The sequence below is a fragment of the Phytoactinopolyspora halotolerans genome, assembly GCF_010550675.1.
In the GTDB taxonomy this organism is placed as follows: domain Bacteria; phylum Actinomycetota; class Actinomycetes; order Jiangellales; family Jiangellaceae; genus Phytoactinopolyspora; species Phytoactinopolyspora halotolerans.
Genome location: NZ_JAAGOA010000007.1, coordinates 73,943 through 93,645, shown reverse-complemented (window position 1 = coordinate 93,645; position 19,703 = coordinate 73,943). Strand labels below are relative to the sequence as shown.

Here is a 19,703-nt window from a genome sequence, read left to right as displayed (position 1 = left end):
GAATTCTGGCGGTTGTGACGGCTCGTGCATTCAGCCGTGGGAGTTCCAGCCGCGTGGAGCGGCGATTCCTCGCACGGCTCGGCACACGACATCCGAATCCGGGCTTTTGGCGGCTTGCAGTCACACGACCGGTATCACGACCCTGCTGGGAGCGGCCGGGCTCAACACGGCTGGCCGCACAACACGTCGGAGAGCGGCCCAGCTCAACACGACAGCCCTCACAGCACCTGAGTCGCTCGGTTGACGTCATCCGAACCGGGCTCCGCGACTGCGGCGACGCAGTCCGCATCGACATGACCGTACGTGTCAGCGGCCACGCGGCCATGCCCGGTATGGGGCCACGTCAGGTAAGCGGCAGTCGCACGGGTGAAGAGGCCGTGGCGCTGAGGAGCGCAGAACACTGAGTGAAGAATGATTGTATCTTTAGCCTAAAGGTGCTACTTTTCTCGAGCCTCGTCGACTGGAATGAGAAAAGGAGCCGCGTTTATGCCTGCGAGCGTGCCGTCCGAACGGCCCAACGTGATCGTGTTCGTCGGGGACGATCACGGGTATGGCGACCTGTCGTGCATGGGCTCGCCGACGGTGCGCACGCCTCGGCTTGATGCTCTGGCCGCGTCGGGGGCCCTGTTGACAAGCTGGTACTCGAACTCGCCGGTGTGCTCGCCGGCGCGGGCTGCGCTGCTGAGCGGACGGTATCCGGGCAACGCCAGCGTCCGTTCCATCCTGCAGGGCTACCGCACCACACCGGGCCTGAGCCCGAAAGTGCCGACGCTCGCCACGGCCCTCTCCGACCTCGGCTACCACACCGAGCTGATCGGCAAGTGGCACCTCGGGCTCGCATCCGAGTCGCGTCCGGAGAACCATGGGTTCGCCCGCACCTTCGGACATCTGGCCGGTGCGGTCGATTACTACTCGCACATCCACTACAGCCCGAATAACCGCCGGGTCACCATGAATGGCCAGACCTACCTGGGTACGCCGCTGCATGACCTCTGGGAGGATGGGGCGGAGGTGTACCGCGACGGCGAGTACCTCACCGAGATCATCGCGGAGCGCGCTGTGCACGCGGTACGACGGGCGGCGTCGAGCGATGACCCGTTTTTCCTGTACGTGCCGTTCAACGCCCCGCATTACCCGCTGCACGCGCCGGACAAGTACAAGGAACGGTTCGCCCACCTGCCGTGGGAACAGATGATCATGGCCGCCATGATCAGTGCCATGGACGACGCGATCGGGGACGTCCTGGACGAGGTCGCGCGGCAGCAGCTCACGGAGAACACGATCGTCCTCTATATGTCCGACAACGGGCCGTCGCGGGAGATCCGCAACTGGATGAACGGCGCGCAGACCCCGTACCGCGGGAGTAGCACCGGCGGCTTCAAGGGCCACAAGTTCAGCCTCTTCGAAGGCGGCATCCGAGTGCCCGGCATCGTCAGCTGGCCCGCCGCCATCCCGGCTGGGCAGGTCATCGACGAGCCGCTGGCGGCCATGGACGTCTTCCCGGCGGTGCTGAGTGCGGCGGGCGGCGACCCTACCCGCTACGAACTGGACGGCGTGGACATCTTGCCATGCCTCACCGACGGCGCGCCGTCGCCCCACGAGTACCTGTTCTGGGAACAGGGCGACCAGACCGCCGTGCGGCGCGGGCGCTGGAAGCTGGTCCTGAACGGACAGCTCGAGGAAGGACTGCCCCCGGAGAAGGAGGTGTTTCTCGCCGACCTCGCCGCGGATCCTGGCGAGCAGCACAATTTGGCCGCAGACTACCCGGGTGTCGTGGATGAACTGACGGCGCTCGCCACGCGCTGGCGCGAGGGGATCGAATCGCGTTGGGCCGACGAGTGGCTGCCCGCGATCCCTGACGCCGACGTTCACGTCTTCCCTCCTGGTGTCTCCAAATGACGTGAACCAGCGCATTCACCCAGATCGACCACATACGTATGTCATCGAGGAGAGGGTTGAACAATGAAGTTCGCAACAGTCGCAGCCGTTGGCGCCGCCGCGCTCGTCGCAAGCTGTTCCGCGCTCGGCTCGGAGGGATCGTCGGACTACCCGTCCGGCTCCGTGTCGATCATCGTGCCGGTGCCGGCCGGTTCCTCCACCGACCTGTCCACCCGCGTGGTGGCGCCGTGCCTGGAGGAAGAGCTGGGCACGTCCGTCGTCGTGGAGAACCGCGAAGGCGGTTCCGGCGCGGTCGGCAACGGAGTGTTCGCGCAGGCCGAGGCGGACGGCTATACGCTCGTGTCCACGACCGCGGCGAATGCTGCGCTGCCTCCGATCCTGGAGGGAAACGTCGGCTATACGGTCGATGACTTCCGCCCGGTGGGAATGATCGGTGTCGCGCCGGTGGTCCTGCTCGTCCCAGCGGACTCACCCTTCCAGAGCGCCGAGGACCTGTTCGCAGCGGCCGAATCAGGGACGGTGACCGTCGGCGTCCCGGGAATGACGAGCGTCCCCGGTATTTCGGTCAATGCGCTGATCGACCGCACCGATCTGCAGATCGAGCCGGTTCCGTTCGATGGCAACGGCGGCACGATGGCCGCGCTGGTCTCCGGCGAGGTCCAGGCCGGGTACATGTCGGCCGACGGCGGCGTCGCCCTGCCCAGAATCGAATCGGGCGAGGTGCGGGTGCTGGCGACGGCGGTGACCGAACCGATCGAGACCATGCCCGACGTGCCGACGCTGGAATCCCTCGGCTACTCGGGTCTTCCCTACGCGGATTCGTTCTGGTTCCTTGCCGCACAGCCAGAAACCCCTAACGAGGTCGTCACAACCCTCGAGGATGCGATGGAAACCTGCATGACCTCAGAGAGCATCGCCTCCGAGCTGGGCGAAGGCGTCGCGCCCAGCTCCTTCATCGACGGTGCTGAGGTGAAGAAGCGGCTCGAGCAAGCCGCCGGTGACTACGCGGAGAGCGTCGGCTGAGATGACGGACCACACCGGTATGACGGACCGCACGGATGCCGACACCGACCGAGTGCTGTTCGCACGGATCGGATTCGGGGTTCTCAGTACGCTGGCCGCACTGACGACGCTCGCGGCGTTCACCACACTGGACCTCGGCTCGGCCGCTCAGCCGGCGCCCGGGTTCTGGGTGGCCTGCGTGTCGGTCATGACGTTGCTCCTGGTCGTTGCTGCGCTGCTCAACCCGCGGATCGTCCTCGACGAGGTCAGCCGGATCTCCAAGAGCGAGGCGAGCGTCGTCGCGCAAGCAGTTCCGTTACTCGTGCTCGCGCCGTCCTTGCTGACCACGCTGGGGTTGATCATCACCACCGCGATCGCCTCCTGCTACTGGTTCGCCGTCGTGACCAGGACCGGTCTGGTGCGCAGCTTGATCGGCGCTGTTGCGATCACCGTCGGTATCGAGGTGGTGTTCCTGGAGCTCCTCCAGGTGCCGTTCCCGGCCGGATCGTGGACAGGGGTGCGGTAGGCGATGGACGTGCTCTCGAACTTCGCCGGCGGACTGGAGCTGGCGCTGAGCGCCGAGAATCTGCTCTTCGTCCTGCTCGGTGTCTCGGTCGGAATGATGGTGGGCGTGCTGCCCGGCCTGGGGCCGGCGCCCACCGTCGCGCTGCTGCTGCCGATCACGTTCGGCTTGGATAGCACCACCGCGATCATCCTGCTCGCCGGCGTCTACTACGGCGCTATGTACGGCGGCACCATTACATCGGTGCTGCTGCGTATCCCCGGCGAGGCGGCATCGGTCGTCAGCACGGTCGACGGTCATGAGATGGCGAAGAACGGGCAGGCCGGCAGGGCGCTCGGCCTGGCGGCGATCGGTTCGTTCATCGGCGGGTTGGTCGCCACCGCCTGCTTGATCCTGTTCGCTCCGGCGCTGGCCGATTTCGCCCTGAGCTTCGGCTCTCCGGAGTACGCCGTGCTCGCGTTGTTGGGGTTGATCCTGGTCAGCTACACGTCGGCCGGAACCATGACGAAGTCGCTCATCGCGGTCGGGATCGGGTTGATCCTCGCGACCATCGGCCAGGATCCGATGACCGGAGGAAGCCGCTGGGCGCTCGGCGTCCCGGCGCTCCTGGACGGCATCGACGAGGTGGCCGTCATCATGGGGCTGTTCGGGCTGAGCGAGATTCTCAACAACGTCGCGGACAACCGTCGGCGACGGTCGTCGATCCGGAATGTGGGGCGGGTGTTGCCCACAGGGCGCGACCTGCGAGAAAACGCCGGGGCGATCGGGCGCGGGTCGGTGATCGGAACTGGGCTCGGCCTCGTCCCCGGAGGGGGAGGCGTGCTTGGCTCGCTCGTCTCGTACGGCGTGGAACGGAAGGTCTCGGCCACCCCGGAGCGGTTCGGCAGAGGGGCACCGCAAGCCGTCTCCGGTCCTGAGACGGCGAACAACTCGGCGAGCATCTCCACCTTCATCCCGCTGCTCACACTCGGTTTTCCGCCGAACGGCGTGCTGGCGGTCATATTCGGTGCGTTGCTGATCCAAGGTGTGACACCGGGTCCGACGCTGATCGCCGACCACCCGGAGATCTTCTGGGGCGTGGTGGGATCGATGGTGATCGGCAACGTCATGCTGCTCATCATGAACATCCCGCTGGTGCCGTTGTTCGTCAAGATCGCGGAGATCCCTCCCGAGGTCTTGGCGGCGTTGACGGTGGCGATCCTCATCGTCGGCGCATACAGCATCAACGGCAACGCCTTCGACGTCGGGGTCATGGTGGCCGCGGGTATCGCCGGCTATCTGTTGCGGCGGCTGGGCATTCCTCCGGCGCCGATCGTGCTCGCGTTCATCCTCGGACCGATCTTCGAGACCAATTTCCGCCGATCCCTGATCCTGTCCGATGGCAGTTTCGGCATCTTCGTTTCGTCGCCGGTGACGGTCGTGCTGCTGATCGCGGCTATGACCGTGCTGGCGAGTGCGGTCCTGCCTAAGGTCCGGCGTGCCAGAGAAACGATCGAAGCGGAAGACTAGGCGTATGAGCACTGTTGAGATTCTGCTGCCGACAACGATCGATACCACCATCCCGATGCCCGCGGGCGCTCGGGCCGTGCCCTACGACCCGCATGCGCCACTGGCCGAGTCGGCGAAGACCGCCGACGGGCTCGTCCTGTGGGGCGGCGCGAAGGACCTGCCGGACCGGGCGGCGCGAGAGCTGCCGAGCTTGCGGTGGGTGCAGACGCTCGGCGCGGGTTACGAGAACGTGTCGGCAGCCGGATTCGACGATTCGGTGACGATCTGCAATGGCGCATCGCTGCACGATGCGACGGTGGCCGAGCATGCCCTGATGCTCAGCCTGGCCGCTGCGCGCCGGGTCGATGTCTTCCTCCGTGACCAGTCCGAACGACGCTGGAGCGACCGGGGCGGGCTGCAAGACCTGGACAACGCGCGCGAGTTCACCACGCTCGCCGGTGCTCGCGTGCTGATCTGGGGGTTCGGCGGGATCGGCCAGACACTCGCGCCCCATCTACGGATGCTCGGAGCGGACGTCACCGGCGTGGCGAGGTCGACCGGCGAACGTGCCGGCTTTCCCGTGGTCGCGCTCGACGACGTCGACCGGCTGTTGCCGGAGACCGACCTGCTGGTGATGGTGCTGCCCGGCAGCGACGAGAACCGGCACGCGCTGGACGAGCGGCGGATCCGGCTCCTTCCGTCGACAGCCTGGCTGGTGAACGTCGGGCGAGGTAGCACGGTGGATGAATCCGCGCTGGCCCGCGCGCTTGCGGCTGGACGGATCGGCGGAGCGGCGCTGGACGTGTTCGAGGTCGAGCCGTTGCCGCCGGAGTCGCCGCTCTGGGATATGAACAACGTGATCATCAGCCCGCACGCGGCCGGCGGCCGGCCGCGCGGCTACTCGGACTTGATCGCGCAGAACGTCGAGGCCCTGCTCGGCCGCGGGCAATGGCGCAATGTCGTGCGGTCAGGTTCGGGTGCCGAGGCTGATGGATAAGGTGATGCCATGGTGAGCCCGACGCTGCACTCGGCGGTTCTCGATGCGCTGGGCTCGGACATCGTGAGCGGAGACCTCCCTGCCGGCTCGGTGCTGACGCTGGAGAGTCTGCAAGAACGCTACTCGGTTTCCCGGGGCGTCGCCCGGGAGTGCATGCGGATTCTGGAGTCCCTGCATCTCGTGCGTTCCCAGCGCCGGACCGGTATCCGCATCGAACCGGAGAGCGCCTGGAATGTCTACGACCGGCGCGTCATCAGGTGGCGGCTGGACAGTAAGCATCGCGGTGCGCAGCTGCGATCACTGACCGAGTTGCGGCTTGGCATCGAGCCGATCGCCGCGCACTTGGCCTCGCTCCGGGCAACGGACGAGGAGCGTGCCGAGTTGCGTGCCGCAACGGGGGATATGCGCCGGTTCGGCGACACGCACCGGCCCGGGCGCTACCTCTCCGCAGATGTCGAGTTTCACCGGATCATCCTGACGGCGTCGCGCAACGAGATGTACGTAGCCCTGTTCGAGCCGATCGCCGAGGTGCTCCAGGAGTCCCCGTCGCACGGACGACCGGAGTATCCGGTGCCGGAGACGATCGGCTACCACGAGGCGGTCATGGAGGCCGTCTGCGCCGGCGACCCGGACGGCGCCGAGAAGGCGATGACCACTCTGCTCAGCGACGTCCGAGCGGCGCTCAAGCTGGTGTGACGGTCTTGGCGATCGCCGCCGGATATCCGGCGGCGATCGAAGTCTGATGTGATCTAGGCTGTCGAGAATGCCCGACGCTCCCATCCGCTATCAATCCGCCGACGAGGACAGCGCACGCTGGCTCGAGTTCCCGTTCCGTGAGGGCGACATCGTCATCAGCACGCGCTCCAAGAGCGGTACGACATGGATGCAGATGATCTGCGCGTTGCTGGTGTTCCAGACACCCGATCTTCCGGCGCCGCTGTCGACGCTGTCGCCGTGGCTGGACTGGCTGATCGTCCCGCGCGACGAGGTCTACGATCGGCTGGCCGCGCAGCAGCACCGTCGCTTCATCAAGACGCACACGCCGTTGGACGGTGTGCCGATCGACCCGCGCGCTACGTACATCGTGGTGGCCCGGCATCCGCTCGACATGGCGGTGTCGCTGTACCACCAGGGCCAGAACCTCGACCGGAAACGCATCCGGGCGCTTGCCGGTGAACCGGAACAGGAGATGTCCTCAGACCGAGACGAGGCGCCGAGGCCGGTGCGGCCGCTGGACGAGTGGCTGCGGGCGTGGATTGAGAACGACGCCGACCCGCGCGCGGAGTTGGACTCGCTGCCCGGCGTGATGTGGCACCTCGCGGACGCATGGGCGCGTCGCGAGTCGGGCAACGTCGTCCTGGTGCACTACGACGACCTCACCGCCGATCTGGAGGGCGAGATGCGCCGTCTGGCCGACCGGCTCGGCTTTTCCGTCGCGGAGGAGACGTGGCCGGCGCTCGTGAAGGCGGCGAGCTTCGAACACATGCGGGCGAACGCAGAGCACCTCGCGCCGGACCCGGCCGGGATCATGAAGAGTCGGTCAGCGTTCTTCCGGCAGGGAACCTCGGGCTCGGGGCAGGCCGTGCTCTCCGCAGATGACCGAGCACGCTACCGCGCCCGCACCGAGGAACTGGCGCCGGCAGAGATGCTCGACTGGCTTCATCGCGCTGAGCGTCGTTAGGTGTCGTCGGAGAGGGCGGTGCCGTCCTCATCGACCAGGCGGTGGAGGAGCGACTCGATGGTGTGCACGCCCACCGTCAGTTGACCGAGTTTGCCGTCGATCGAGTCCAGCCGTTCGCTGTGTTCGGCGAGCATCCTGCCGTGTTCGGCGAGCGCCCTGCTGTGCTCGGCCTGGGTTTTCCGCAACGCATTGAGGAGCTCTATGTTCTGCTGATGCGCATCGCGGGCGGTCCGCGCATCATGGGCGGCTTCCACGGCGATGCCCGCGGTGTGCCCGTTTCTCGCGGCGAGGTCGTCGACGCGGGATTCGAGGGCAGTCACGCGTTCCTCCAGGCTGGACATCGGGCTCCTTCCCGGTTGGTGGGCGCTTTCAGGCTACCAAGGCCGCAGGGCTGGTTCAGAGTTATCCACAGGCTGGGTCTGCGGATTTCCGTCCGCAGGTACTTCACAGAGAAACATCGGGTCAATACACTCGGCGAATGGTCAACTTAAGCGCTTATGTAGCCGGTCTCTCCGCCTCTCTGCTAGCAGTCATGGGTGTGGCTGGGGCGCCTTCGGGCGGCGCCTCATCCGACGGGATACCGTCACGTGCGGATCGGGGTGCGGTGAAGGGCGACGCTTCGACGGACGACGCGCTTCCGGCCATCACCCCGGTGCCGCAGCAGATGACCGGCAACGGGCGTGAGCTCAGTGTGCGGGGACGGGTCCAGGTCGCCGTCGACGAGAACGTCAGCGATCCCGCACGGGACCTCGTCGTGTCCACGTTGCGTGCAGCCGGGGCAGGCAGCATCGACGTCGTCGGCCTCGACCGGCTCAGGGATCGGCCCGGCTGGCTGACCGTCGTCGTCGGGACCGCCGGAAAGCCGAGCGTCGACGATGCCCTCCGCGACGCCGGCGCAGCCGGGTCAGACCCGGAGCTGCCGGCCGAGGGGTACGTGCTCGCATCGAAGGAGCGGCGCACCGGTGGTCTGGTCGCGATCGGAGGGGCAGACCGGGACGGCATCTACTACGGCGTACAGACCTTGCGGCAGCTCGTCACCGACCAGGCGATCGCGGCCGTGTCGATCACGGACTACCCGCTGATGCGCTTGCGCGGATCGATCGAGGGCTTCTACGGCAGCCCGTGGACCCACGACGAGCGTATGGACCAGCTCGCCTTCTACGGCGACATCAAGGCGAACACCTACATCTACGCGCCTAAGGACGACCCCTACCACCGCGACCAGTGGCGCGAACCCTATCCGGCCGATCTGCAGGCGCAGCTGGGCGAGCTGGTGCAGCAGGCGCTCGACCACCACGTCCGGTTCACCTTCGCCGTCTCGCCTGGTGTGTCGATCTGCTACAGCGACCCCGCAGACGTGCAGGCGCTGCTCGCCAAACTCCAGGCGATGTACGAGCTCGGCGTACGCAGCTTCTCGATCGCGCTGGACGACATCAGCTACCAGGAGTGGAACTGCGCGGCCGATCAACAGACGTACGGCGATCCCTCGCCCGCCGCGGCCGGTCAGGCGCAGGTCGACCTGCTCAACAGGGTCCAGCAGGAGTTTGTGGACGCCCGCGACGGTGCGAACCCGTTGCAGTTCGTGCCGACCGAGTACGGCGACGTCGAGGACACCCCGTACAAGCAGGTCATCCGCGAGCAACTGGACGAGCGCGTCGAGGTGATGTGGACCGGGACCGACGTCGTGCCGCCGAGCATCAGCGTCGACGAGGCCGCCGCGGCAGCCGAGGTGTGGGGCCGGAAGGTCTTCATCTGGGACAACTACCCGGTCAATGACTTCTGGTGGACGACCGGGCGGCTGCTCATGGCGCCGTACGCGGAACGTGAGGCGGGCCTGCACACCCAGGTGTCGGGAATCGTGCTGAACCCGATGAACCAGGCTTCGGCTAGCAAGGTCGCCCTGTTCGGCGGGGCGGACTTCGGCTGGAACGACGGCGCCTACCAGCCGTACCGGACGTGGGAGGTCGCGGCGCGCTACCTGGCCGGCGGTGACGATGCCACGACGGAGGCGTTGCTGGCCTTCTTCGACCTTCAGCACCGTGCGCCGCTGTTCTCCGGCGAGCCGTGGCAGCCGCCGGCTCCGGAGCTGGACCGCAGGTTGACGGAGTTCCGCGCTACCTGGGACGACGGTGACCACCAGCAGGCGCTGGACGACCTGCGCCCGTACGCCGAGCTGCTGGCAACCGCGCCGGAGATCATCGGCGACGGAGTGGCGGACCCGCTCTTCCACGACGACGTCGGCCCGTGGATGGAATCCCTGACGCTCTGGGGCGGCGCGTTCGTGGCGACACTCGATGGCCTGCAGGCGCGGCTCGACGGGGACGAAGGACGAGCGGAGCAGCATTTCGCCGACGCGGCCGACTCGATCGAGGCGGCCGGCGAGATCGAGACGATCCCGGGCGAGACCCGGACCGAGGGTGTGATCCAGATGGGCGACGGTGTGCTGGACGTCTTCCTCGCTGAAGCGCCACAACTCGGCATGTGACTCAAACCATGCGGCAGGGGCAGCCGGCCGCTACGGCCGGAGGAGAACTGTTTGCGGGCGGAACGCATGTAGAGCTAGTTCTCCGCCAAACCGTAGATATCAGCGGCGGTCACCGTAAGTACGCCCTCGTCGGCGTTGGTGACCTCGTCTCGTGCGCAGATCGCGTAAGTGAGTGTGTCGACATCGTCTGTGAGCTTGCTGGCTTTGGCCGTGAGTTTGGCTCGGAGTCGTCGCGCATCGACCTTGCGGGACCATTTCGACTCTCCTACCAGAACCGGTACACGAGTGCGGTCTGGCTCGCTGAGGACGACCGCGTCAATCTGATCCTGGCCACCCTCGCTCCACCATGGGCCAACCGCGACAACGCGTCGCCCGAGGTCGCCTGCGGCAGCGAGCCTGCGCAAGTGGTTTCGGAACGCCTCTTCATAGATGCGGCCCATATGCTCGCTGAGTGAATCGATCAAAGCATCGACGATGCGTTCACCGAGACCCTGTTCGATCTCGGTGCGGTAGCGCTGCAGGGGACCAAGGAAGAAGGCAAGAAACGGGTCGCTGATCTGGTAGATCTTGCGCCGCGTCCGCCGCTCGGACTCGGTCACCGGGAGTAGCTGTTCCACTAGCCGCAGTTGGCGCAGTCGTCGGAGCGTGCGGCTTGGTTCGGCTCCGACAGCGTCGGCGATCTCATGGTGACGAGTCTTGCCGGTGGCGATGGCCTCTAATACCGCGGCCGGATAATCTCCGGGATCGACTTCGGTTGCCAGTACCAGCTCGCCTTCGGCAAGTAGGCGGGCCCCAGGGCGGCAGGCTAGCCGTAGCAGATTCTTCTGGATCGAGACGTCCTGCCGCCACCAGCTCAAGTAGAGCGGCGTTCCGCCCAGTACCCCATAGACGAAGGCGCGGTCAGCCGGGGACAGATTGGGAAGCAGCTGAGCGGCTTCATGCGGCCGGAACGGGTGCACCTGCATGACCAGATCGAACCTGCCGTAGAGCGGTGCTCGGTACTCCTGCATGGCTAGCATGGTCCGTACGGCCGAGCCACATATGAGGATCCGGAGTCGGCCTGTCCCTACGGGATGATCGAGGAATGCGCGCAAGACACCGGGCAACTCCGGCGAGGACTGGATGAGTTCTGGAAACTCATCCAGTACGAGCAGGACAGGTTCATCAGCGGCTTGTTCAGCCAAGTGATCCAGAGCATCGTCCCAGCTTTCGTAGGGCCGGTCCGAGGGGCTCCGTCGACCGCGACTCGTTACGGCGGTTGCCCTCTGAGACAGCGCGACCAGCTCGGCAGTTGCCGACCTGGTGCCGGCGATGTGGAAGACGGTTCGTGCTCTTGTACGGGCTGCAAACTCCGCGATTAGCGCGGTCTTCCCCACGCGGCGTCGTCCCCAGATGAGGGCGGGCCGAACCTCTGGCGTCTCCCACCACTCTTGCAGCTGGGCCAGCTCATCTACCCGATTGACGAAATCCATGGCGTACCACCCTTGCAAGGGACGTCACTGACGCGCTACGTCAGTGACGTCCTATGCTACCTACGCCGCCGTACCAGCTGCGAATCCGCAGGAGCCGAATCGGGGGACGTTCTCCCACCGATCCATCGATGTGTCGGTAGTTGCCCGTAGCATACGGCGTGGAGACCATGGGCTGAGGAGCCCGCAGCGCCCGCCCCGGAGTGATGAGCCGTCGGGAAAGAAATGCAGTTCGAGGACGTCGACGCGTTACGCAAGCACAGCCCTGCGTGGAGGCTGTTGCGCGCAGACAACGCGCCGCTCATCCTGAGCTTCCTGCATCGGATCTTCGTTGAGGACAACGTCCGTACCATCACCAGCACCGAGTTGGTCAGCCTGCTCGACGACGAGTTGTACGCGCTGAACGAGCGGCTGGGCGAAGGGACGTTTCCCAAGACCGCCAAGGCCTACCTCGATGACTGGTCCGCGCCCGAGGCGGGGTGGCTTCGAAAGTACTACCCGGCGGGTTCCGACGAGCCTCATTTCGATGCCACACCGGCGGTGGAGAAGGCGATCTCGTGGGTGCGGTCGTTGCAGGCTCGCTCCTTCGTCGGCACCGAGTCCCGCCTCAACACGATCTTCGAGCTGCTGCGGCAGATGGTGTACGGCGCTGAAGGCGACCCGGAAGTACGGCTCGAGGAGCTGCGTCGCCGCCGGCATGAGCTCGACGTGGAGATCGCCGAGGCCGAGCGGGGCAACGTCGACGTTCTCGACGCCGCGAGCCAACGCGACCGCTACCAGCAGTTCTCCAGCATGGCCCGCGATCTGCTGTCCGACTTCCGTGAGGTCGAGGCGAACTTCCGGATACTCGACCGGCAGCTGCGCGAGAAGGTGGCCGCGTGGAGCGGATCGAAGGGAGAGCTGCTCGACGAGGTGCTCGGCGACCGTGACGCGATCGCCGACTCCGACCAGGGCACAAGTTTCCAGGCGTTTTACGACTTCCTGCTCTCGCCGGACAAGCAGGACGAGCTCAAGGGCCTCCTCGACCGGGTTCAGCAGCTGGACGCGATAGACGAGAAGGACCCGCGCATGCGGCGCATCCACTTCGATTGGCTGGACGCCTGCGAACGCACCCAGGACACTGTTCGGCTCCTCTCCGATCAGCTGCGACGGTTCCTAGACGATCAGGCCTGGCTGGAGAACCGGCGTGTGATGGACCTGCTGCGCAGCATCGAGGCCACGGCGCTGGATCTCCGCGACCACGGAGCGCCGCCGATGACCTTCGAGATCGACGGCACGGTCCCCGCGATCGTCCTGCCCATGGAACGGCCGCTGTACACGCCGTCGGCGAAGACGCCGATCGACAGCAGCGTCGAGAGCGGAGACGAGGAGGTCGACTCGTCGGTCCTCTTCGATCAGGTATACATCGATCGTGCTCGGCTGGCCGTCGACGTCCGGCGGGCGTTGCAACAGCGCAGCCAGGTCGGCCTGCCCGAGCTGGTGGGAGAGCACCCGCTCGAGCACGGGCTTGCGGAGCTTGTCGGCTACCTGTCGCTGACCGACGACTCTTTCGGCGTCGTCTTCGACGAGACCAGCCGCGAGCGGGTGAACTGGCGCGACGCGGACGGCCGAGAGCGGGTCGCGACGCTGCCACGCGTCACGTTCGTACGGACCGGACCGGGAGAAGGGGAGGCGACATGACGACGGCCACCATCACCCGTGACGAGGAGCCGAACCTGTCGCTGGTCGTCACCCAGCTGATGAAGGGCGTAGTGTACCGGGACACGCACGAGGCTCAGTGGCGCCATCTGCTCCAGCTGCAGTCGCGGGTGCGCGACTACGTCTCCACGATCGGGCTGACCGTCGTCGTCGACGAGGCGGAGGGGTACGCGTTTCTCCGCTCCAGACCGGACCTGGAGGACGACGAAGGCCCCAGCATTCCGCGGCTGATCCCTCGCCGGGCACTGTCGTTCCACGTCAGCCTGTTGCTAGCGCTGCTACGGAAGAAGCTGACCGAGTTCGACGCCAAGGGCGGCGACACCAAGCTGGTGCTCACGCGCGAGCAGATCATCGACATGGTGCGGGTGTTCCTGCCCGAGGGCCGCAACGAGGCGCGTCTGGTGGACCAGATCGACACGCACATCTCCAAGGTGGTGGAGCTGGGCTTCCTGCGCCGTATCAAGGGCCAGGACGGACATTTCGAGGTGCGCCGCATCCTCAAGGCCTTCGTCGACGGGCAATGGCTGGCCGACTTCGACCAGCGGCTGGCGGAGTACGCGGCCCAGCTACGCGGAGACGACGCGGGTCAGCACGATGCGGACGATCGCGACACGGACCGAGACGAGGGAAGCTGATGGACGGCCTGTTCAGCGCGGTCGAGCTGGAGGAGGCGGTCGCCGGCCAGCGCGCGGGATTCCGACTCGACCGGCTAGAGCTCTACAACTGGGGCACGTTCCACGGCCGCGTGTGGACGCTCGACGTCCACGGCGACAACGGTCTGCTCACCGGTGACATCGGTTCCGGCAAGTCCACGCTGGTCGACGCTGTCACCACACTGCTCCTGCCGGCGAACCGCATCTCCTATAACAAGGCGGCCGGCGCCGAGGTCAAGGAGCGCAGCCTTCGCTCCTACGTCATGGGCTACTACAAGTCCGAGCGGAACGAGACGACCGGCACGTCCCGCCCGGTGGGGCTGCGCGACGCGTCGTCGTTCTCGGTGATCCTCGGCATCTTCCGGAACGAGGGCTACGACTCCACCGTCTCGCTGGCTCAGGTGTTCTGGATGAAGGACGGCAACGCCGGCCAGCCCGACCGGTTCTTCGTCACCGCCGACGCGCCGCTGTCGATCGCCACGGACTTCTCCGACTTCGGCAGCGACATCGCCGCGCTGCGCAGGCGTCTGCGGGGCACGAACGGGATCCGCGTCTACGATCACTTCCCGGAGTACGGCAAGGATTTCCGTCGGCGGTTGGGCATCGAGTCCGAGCAGGCCATGGAGCTGTTCCACCAGACGGTCTCGATGAAGTCGGTGGGAGACCTGAACGACTTCGTCCGCAGTCACATGCTCGAGCCGTTCGACGCCAAGGAGTGGATCGCCCGCCTGGTAGCGCACTTCGAGGATCTGACCAAAGCCCACGACGCCGTGGTCAAGGCGCGTGCCCAGCTCGAGGAGCTCAACCCGCTGCTGGCGGACTGTGACACGTACGACGCCCTGGCCGAGGAGATCCGCGGACTCGATGGAGAGCGGGCCGCGCTGCCGTACTTCTGCGCGGGGCGTAAGGCGCGCCTGCTGGAACGGCGCATTGACGAGCTGACCGAGCGGATCGCCGCTCGACGCGACGATCGTGCCGGCACGGACGACGAAATACGTGCACTCGAGGAGAAGCACCAGGCCCTCGTCATCGAGCGAGCCGGGCACGGCGGCGACCGACTGGGCCAGATCGAGCGCGACATCGACGACGCCGAGCGGGTCCGGGACGAGCGGCGCGCCAAGTGGGACCGGTTCAACGAGCAGCTGCGCCAGGCGGGTCTGGACGAGATCGAGCGCGCCGAGCAGTTCCAGGCTCGGCGACGCGAGGTCGACGAGGAGTTGGCACGGACCGAAAGCTCGGATGCCGGACTCGAGAACCGGCTGATGGAGGTGGCCGTCGACCAGAAGGCGCTCAAGGACGACGCCGACGAGCTCAACACGGAGCTGCGCAGCCTGCGCTCCCGGCGGAGCAACATCCCTACGCGGAGTCTGGAGCTGCGGGCGTGGTTGAGCCGGGAGATCGGTGTCGACGAGGCTCAGCTGCCGTTCGCCGGTGAGCTGATCCAGGTGCGGCCAGAGTGGTCCGAATGGGAGGGCGCGGCCGAACGGTTGCTGCGCTCCTTCGGCCTGTCTTTGCTGGTTCCGGATGAGCACTATCCGGACGTGGCCGGTTGGATCAACGACCACCATCTCGGAGCCCGCCTGGTCTATTACCGGGTGCCGACGAAGGTCGCACCGCGACCGGCGGCCGACGCGGGTAGCACGGAACGGCAGCTCGTGTCCAAGCTGGAGATCAAGGACTCGGAGTTCTATCCCTGGCTGGAGCAGGAGCTTGCGCGCCGGGCCGGCTACGAGTGCGTCGAGACGATGGAGGAGTTCCGCCGGGCGCACCGCGCGGTGACGAAGACCGGCCAGATCAAGGGGACCGGCGGCCGGCACGAGAAGGACGACCGCCGCCGCATCGACGACCGCAGCGAGTACGTGCTCGGCTGGAGCAACGAACAGAAGATCGACACGCTGCTGGAGCGGGCGGCGAAGGTTCAACGGCAGATGAACGAGTTGGACGCCGAGCGCCGCAGGCTCACCCAGAAGGCCGACGAGACTCGGCGTCGTCGCGACGTCCTGGTCAGACTCGCCGAGACCCGCGAGTACGTGGACGTGGACTGGCAGGCGATGGTCAAGCGCGTCGCCGACCTCACCGAGGAGAAGCAGCGGCTGGAGGCGGCGTCCAGCGAACTGGAACGGCTCGGACGAGAGATCGAGGCTGTCGAGCGTGCCATGGCGAAGGCCAAGGAGGCGCGGGACACCCTGGTCTCGGAGATCGGTGGCCTGGAGACCAGCCTGCGAAACGACGAGGACGAGCTGGAGCGGACCCGGCGGAGATTCGAGGAGCCGGGGTACGAGGCCGCGACGGAGTTCTTCGACCGGCTGGCCGGACGGGTGGACGAATCCACGATGGCCCGTGCCTCCGATTACGATCGCGTCCTGTCCGAGACGACGAGCACACTGACGTCCCTGATCGACGCGCGCGGCAAGAGACAGAGCACGGTCGGGAACCGCGTCGTTCAGAAGATGGCCGACTTCCGCCAGCGGTATCCGTTGGAGACGGCGGAGGTGGACAACTCTATCCAGGCCGCCGGCGAGTACCGGGAGATGCACCGCCGCCTGGTCGACGACGACCTGCCGCGGTTCGAAGCGCAGTTCAAGGACTATCTGAACACCAACACCATCCGCGACATCGCCAGCTTCCAGGGCCAGCTGTACAAGCAGGTCGAGCTCATCAAGGAGCGGGTCCACACGATCAACGACTCGCTGGTCGGCGTGGACTACAACCCGGGCCGCTACATCCGTCTCGAGCACCACTGGACGCCGAACACCGACATCCGGGAGTTCCGGGAGGAGCTGCGGGCCTGCACCGCGAGCACGGTCTCCGGCGACGCCTCGGAGCAGTACTCCGAACAGAAGTTCGTGCAGGTGAAGCGGATCATCGAGCGTTTCCAGGGCAGGGAGGGCCAGACCGAGGCGGACCGAACCTGGGCCAGGCGCGTCACCGACGTCCGCAACTGGTTCCTCTTCTCCGCGTCCGAGCGGTGGCGGGAGGACGATTCCGAGCATGAGACGTACACCGACTCCGGCGGCAAATCGGGCGGGCAGAAAGAGAAACTGGCGTACACGATCCTGGCGGCGTCGCTGGCGTATCAGTTCAAGCTCGAGTGGGGTGCGGTGCGCTCCAAGGCCTTCCGGTTCGTGGTGATCGACGAGGCGTTCGGCCGCGGTTCCGACGAGTCCACCAGGTACGCTCTCGAGCTCTTCCGCCGCTTGGGGCTTCAGTTGCTGATCGTCACACCCCTGCAGAAGATCCATGTGATCGAGCCGTACGTCTACAGCGTCGGATACGTGGACAACACCAAGGAAGGCAACTACTCGCGCCTGCAGAGCATGTCCATCGAGGAATACCAGGAACGACGGATCGCCCACGAGTTGCTGCGCAGCGAGGAGACGGCGTGACCGAGTGGACCACCCCGGCCGACGTCGAACGGAGACTCCGGCGACGGTGGGACTCGGGCGCGGCGCTGGCGGCGCTCGGTGGCGGTGTCGCGTGGGAGCCGCTCACCGTTCCGCTGCGTGGGCCGGGTTCTCGAGATGTGGCGTCCGACCTGGAGAGGGTCCGGTCATGGGTCCAGTCCTGGGAACGTGCGGCGGGCCGGCTGGGGCGGCTGGAATACAAGCGCGTCGGCGGCCGGACGGTCGGCGCGAACGAGCTGCCGGCGAGGGTGTGGGTCGACACCTACGAGCAGCTGTGGTCGGCCCTGGGTGTGCGGCGAGAGGCGGCGCGGTTCGTCGAGCTCCTGGACGAGACCAGGACCCGTGCGCCGAAGCTGGTCGCCTGGATGCTCAAGCGGCCGCTGCGCGTCCTCGATCTGGCTGCCGAGTGGTGGACGATCGTCGATGTCGTGCTGTGGGTCGACCAGTACGGCGCGGGCCGCCCGTACCTCAGGCAGGTCGACGTGTCCGGCGCGGACACCAAGTTCATCGAGCGGCACCGTGGCGTCGTCGCCGAGTTGCTCGACCTCCAGCTGGACGAGCAGCGCATCGATCACTCGCGTACGAGGTCCGACTTCGTCGCCCGGTACGGCTTCCGCGACCGCCCGGTCTACGTCCGTCTGCGCGCCTTGGACCCTGACGTGCGGCTGGCGGGTGGATTCAGCGAGCTCTCGGTGCGCCTGGAGGAGCTGGTCGAGCGCCCGCCGGAGTGCTCCGTGGTGTATGTGATCGAGAACGACGTCACGTACCTGGCCTTCCCTCCCGTCGAGGATGCCGTGGCCATCTTCGGCGGCGGCTATGGGGTGTCCAGCCTCGAACACCTCACCTGGCTCGCGGAGCGCGACCTGATCTACTGGGGCGACATCGACACCCACGGCTTCGCCATCCTCGACCGGCTCCGCCGGCATTTTCCGCGGGCCCGGTCCATGCTGATGGACCGGGCCACGCTGCTGGCTCACGAGGGCCAGTGGGTCAAAGAAGACAGCCCTTACGTCGCGCACCTGGACGGCCTGCGACCCGACGAGGCAGACCTGTACCGGGACCTCGTGGAGGACGCGTTCGGGCCGGCGGTTCGCCTGGAGCAGGAGCGCATCTCTTACTCGGCCATCCGTCGCATGCTCGACACGCTGTGACCTGGCCCCTGGGCGCGCGCGGACGCGGACACCGGCGGCGTGCGGTCACAGCCAGTCACGGCGTTTGAAGACGAGGTAGAGAGTCGTGCAGGTGGCCAGCATCAGGGCCAGTGCGAAGGGATAGCCGAAGAGCCAGTGCAGCTCCGGCATGTGGTCGAAGTTCATGCCGTAGACCGTGCCGATCAGGGTCGGCGCGAAGAGGATGGCCGCCCATGCGGAGATCTTCTTGACCTGCTCGTTCTGCGCTTGATTGACCAGCGTCGCGTTGAGCGTGAGGATCTCACCCAGCGCCTGGCGGAAGCTGTCGACCTGTTCGGCGACGACGGTGGCGTGGTCGGCGACGTCGCGTAGGTAGCGTCGGAGTTCCTCGTCCACGCCGTATTTCTCGAAGCCGGCGGCGAGTGCGTCGAGCATCCCGAGCAACGGACGGGCCGCTCGTTGGAACTCCACCACCTCTCTCGACAGCTTATACGTGCGCTTGGAGGCGCTCGGGTCGCCGCCGAACACCTGCGTCTCGATCTCGTCGATGTCGTTCTCCAGGCCTTCGACCACCGGCGCGTACTCGTCGACGACGGAGTCGAAGATGGCGTACAGAACCGCCTCGGGTCCCAGACGTAGCAGCTTCGGGTCCGCCTCCACCCGGCGTCGAACGCGGCTGAGGTCCGGGGCGTGACTGTGCCGGACCGTGAGGATGAACCCTGGGCCGACGAACGCGTGGATCTCGCCGAAGTCGACCTCCTCGGTGTCATCCAGATATCGCGCCGACCGCACGACGGCGAACAGCGTGTCCCCGTAGCGTTCCAGTTTGGGCCGCTGGTGGGCGACGATGGCGTCTTCGATGGCGAGCTCATGCAGGCCGAACTCTTCCGCTGCGGCGAGCAGTTGGGCGTCGGTGGGGCGATACAGCCCTATCCACGCCATCGCTTCCCGGTCGTCCCGGACCGCACGGGCGGCTTCCGTCGCCGATGCCGGGCTGGCGACCCGTTGGCCGTCGCGGTAGATGCCGATGTCGACGATGTGCTCGGCGATGGCCGTCCCGCCTGCCGCGTCGACGATGTGGGATCTGTGCCGCTCATGACGGCCGCCGAAACGGGGTTCGCGGGTCATGGGCTACTCGTCGCACTCACGATGCACATAAGGGAATTGTGCCCCGTGGCGGCGCCGTGGCTCCGCGATCCGAGCCGATCTTGTTGATTCGCTCCGGGATACGTCGCAGGGTGGGACGAGATGTGGTGATGGCGGAATGGCCATAC

The 19,703-nt window shown here is 66.6% G+C and carries 15 protein-coding genes; 12 read left to right on the top strand and 3 right to left on the bottom strand.

All coding sequences use genetic code 11. From position 1 onward, the window contains the following. Window positions 1-486: 486 nt before the first annotated feature. The 7 genes from G1H10_RS11925 to G1H10_RS11895 all read left to right on the top strand — a co-directional run bounded on the left by G1H10_RS11925 (window position 487) and on the right by G1H10_RS11895 (window position 7,590). Window positions 487-1,899: a sulfatase family protein gene (locus G1H10_RS11925; RefSeq protein ID WP_216853179.1), complete on the top strand. Its 1,413-nt coding sequence runs from the start codon at window positions 487-489 to the stop codon at window positions 1,897-1,899. A gap of 63 nt (window positions 1,900-1,962) precedes the next feature. After that, window positions 1,963-2,922, top strand: a complete 960-nt coding sequence (locus G1H10_RS11920) for a tripartite tricarboxylate transporter substrate binding protein (RefSeq protein ID WP_163737450.1) — start codon at window positions 1,963-1,965, stop codon at window positions 2,920-2,922. Between the two features lies 1 nt (window position 2,923). Beyond that, window positions 2,924-3,427, top strand: a complete 504-nt coding sequence (locus tag G1H10_RS11915; RefSeq protein ID WP_163737448.1) for a tripartite tricarboxylate transporter TctB family protein — start codon at window positions 2,924-2,926, stop codon at window positions 3,425-3,427. Window positions 3,428-3,430: 3 nt separating this feature from the next. Next, on the top strand, window positions 3,431-4,933 hold the full coding sequence (locus G1H10_RS11910; protein WP_163737445.1) for a tripartite tricarboxylate transporter permease: 1,503 nt from the start codon (window positions 3,431-3,433) through the stop codon (window positions 4,931-4,933). Between the two features lie 4 nt (window positions 4,934-4,937). Continuing rightward, window positions 4,938-5,909, top strand: a complete 972-nt coding sequence (locus G1H10_RS11905) for an NAD(P)-dependent oxidoreductase (RefSeq protein ID WP_163737442.1) — start codon at window positions 4,938-4,940, stop codon at window positions 5,907-5,909. A 9-nt stretch (window positions 5,910-5,918) separates the two neighbouring features. After that, a complete protein-coding gene (locus G1H10_RS11900; RefSeq protein ID WP_163737439.1) occupies window positions 5,919-6,605 on the top strand; it encodes a FadR/GntR family transcriptional regulator in 687 nt (228 codons plus the stop codon). Window positions 6,606-6,672: 67 nt separating this feature from the next. Beyond that, on the top strand, window positions 6,673-7,590 hold the full coding sequence (locus G1H10_RS11895; protein WP_163737437.1) for a sulfotransferase domain-containing protein: 918 nt from the start codon (window positions 6,673-6,675) through the stop codon (window positions 7,588-7,590). Here G1H10_RS11895 and G1H10_RS11890 read toward each other — a convergent pair. Then, window positions 7,587-7,931 carry a hypothetical protein gene (locus G1H10_RS11890; RefSeq protein WP_163737435.1) on the bottom strand — a complete coding sequence of 115 codons (345 nt, stop codon included), beginning with the start codon at window positions 7,929-7,931 and terminating at the stop codon, window positions 7,587-7,589. The genes G1H10_RS11895 and G1H10_RS11890 overlap by 4 nt on opposite strands. Window positions 7,932-8,068: 137 nt before the next feature. Between G1H10_RS11890 and G1H10_RS11885 the strand changes: the two genes are divergently transcribed. Then, the gene (locus tag G1H10_RS11885) at window positions 8,069-10,075 is read left to right on the top strand and encodes a glycoside hydrolase family 84 protein (protein WP_163737432.1); all 2,007 of its coding nucleotides are present in this window, start codon (window positions 8,069-8,071) and stop codon (window positions 10,073-10,075) included. A gap of 74 nt (window positions 10,076-10,149) precedes the next feature. Here the strand turns inward: G1H10_RS11885 and G1H10_RS11880 are convergent, their stop codons facing one another. Further along, on the bottom strand, window positions 10,150-11,547 hold the full coding sequence (locus G1H10_RS11880) for an ATP-binding protein (protein ID WP_163737429.1): 1,398 nt from the start codon (window positions 11,545-11,547) through the stop codon (window positions 10,150-10,152). 222 nt (window positions 11,548-11,769) lie between these two features. Between G1H10_RS11880 and G1H10_RS11875 the strand changes: the two genes are divergently transcribed. The 4 genes from G1H10_RS11875 to G1H10_RS34510 are packed head-to-tail and all read left to right on the top strand — an operon-like array spanning window position 11,770 to window position 18,450. Then, window positions 11,770-13,224: a DUF3375 domain-containing protein gene (locus tag G1H10_RS11875; RefSeq protein ID WP_163737426.1), complete on the top strand. Its 1,455-nt coding sequence runs from the start codon at window positions 11,770-11,772 to the stop codon at window positions 13,222-13,224. Then, window positions 13,221-13,877 carry a DUF4194 domain-containing protein gene (locus tag G1H10_RS11870; protein WP_216853177.1) on the top strand — a complete coding sequence of 219 codons (657 nt, stop codon included), beginning with the start codon at window positions 13,221-13,223 and terminating at the stop codon, window positions 13,875-13,877. Before G1H10_RS11875 ends, G1H10_RS11870 begins: the two co-directional genes overlap by 4 nt. Next, entirely contained in the window at window positions 13,877-17,281 is a 3,405-nt protein-coding gene (locus G1H10_RS11865; protein WP_163737423.1) for an ATP-binding protein, read from the top strand. The genes G1H10_RS11870 and G1H10_RS11865 overlap by 1 nt, the downstream gene beginning before the upstream one ends. Beyond that, window positions 17,278-18,450, top strand: coding sequence for a Wadjet anti-phage system protein JetD domain-containing protein (locus G1H10_RS34510; RefSeq protein ID WP_163737420.1), 1,173 nt, complete (start codon window positions 17,278-17,280; stop codon window positions 18,448-18,450). The genes G1H10_RS11865 and G1H10_RS34510 overlap by 4 nt, the downstream gene beginning before the upstream one ends. Window positions 18,451-18,495: 45 nt before the next feature. On the opposite strand, the gene corA is transcribed toward G1H10_RS34510, so the two are convergent. After that, window positions 18,496-19,557 carry a magnesium/cobalt transporter CorA gene (gene corA, locus G1H10_RS11855; protein ID WP_163737417.1) on the bottom strand — a complete coding sequence of 354 codons (1,062 nt, stop codon included), beginning with the start codon at window positions 19,555-19,557 and terminating at the stop codon, window positions 18,496-18,498. Window positions 19,558-19,703 lie beyond the last annotated feature (146 nt).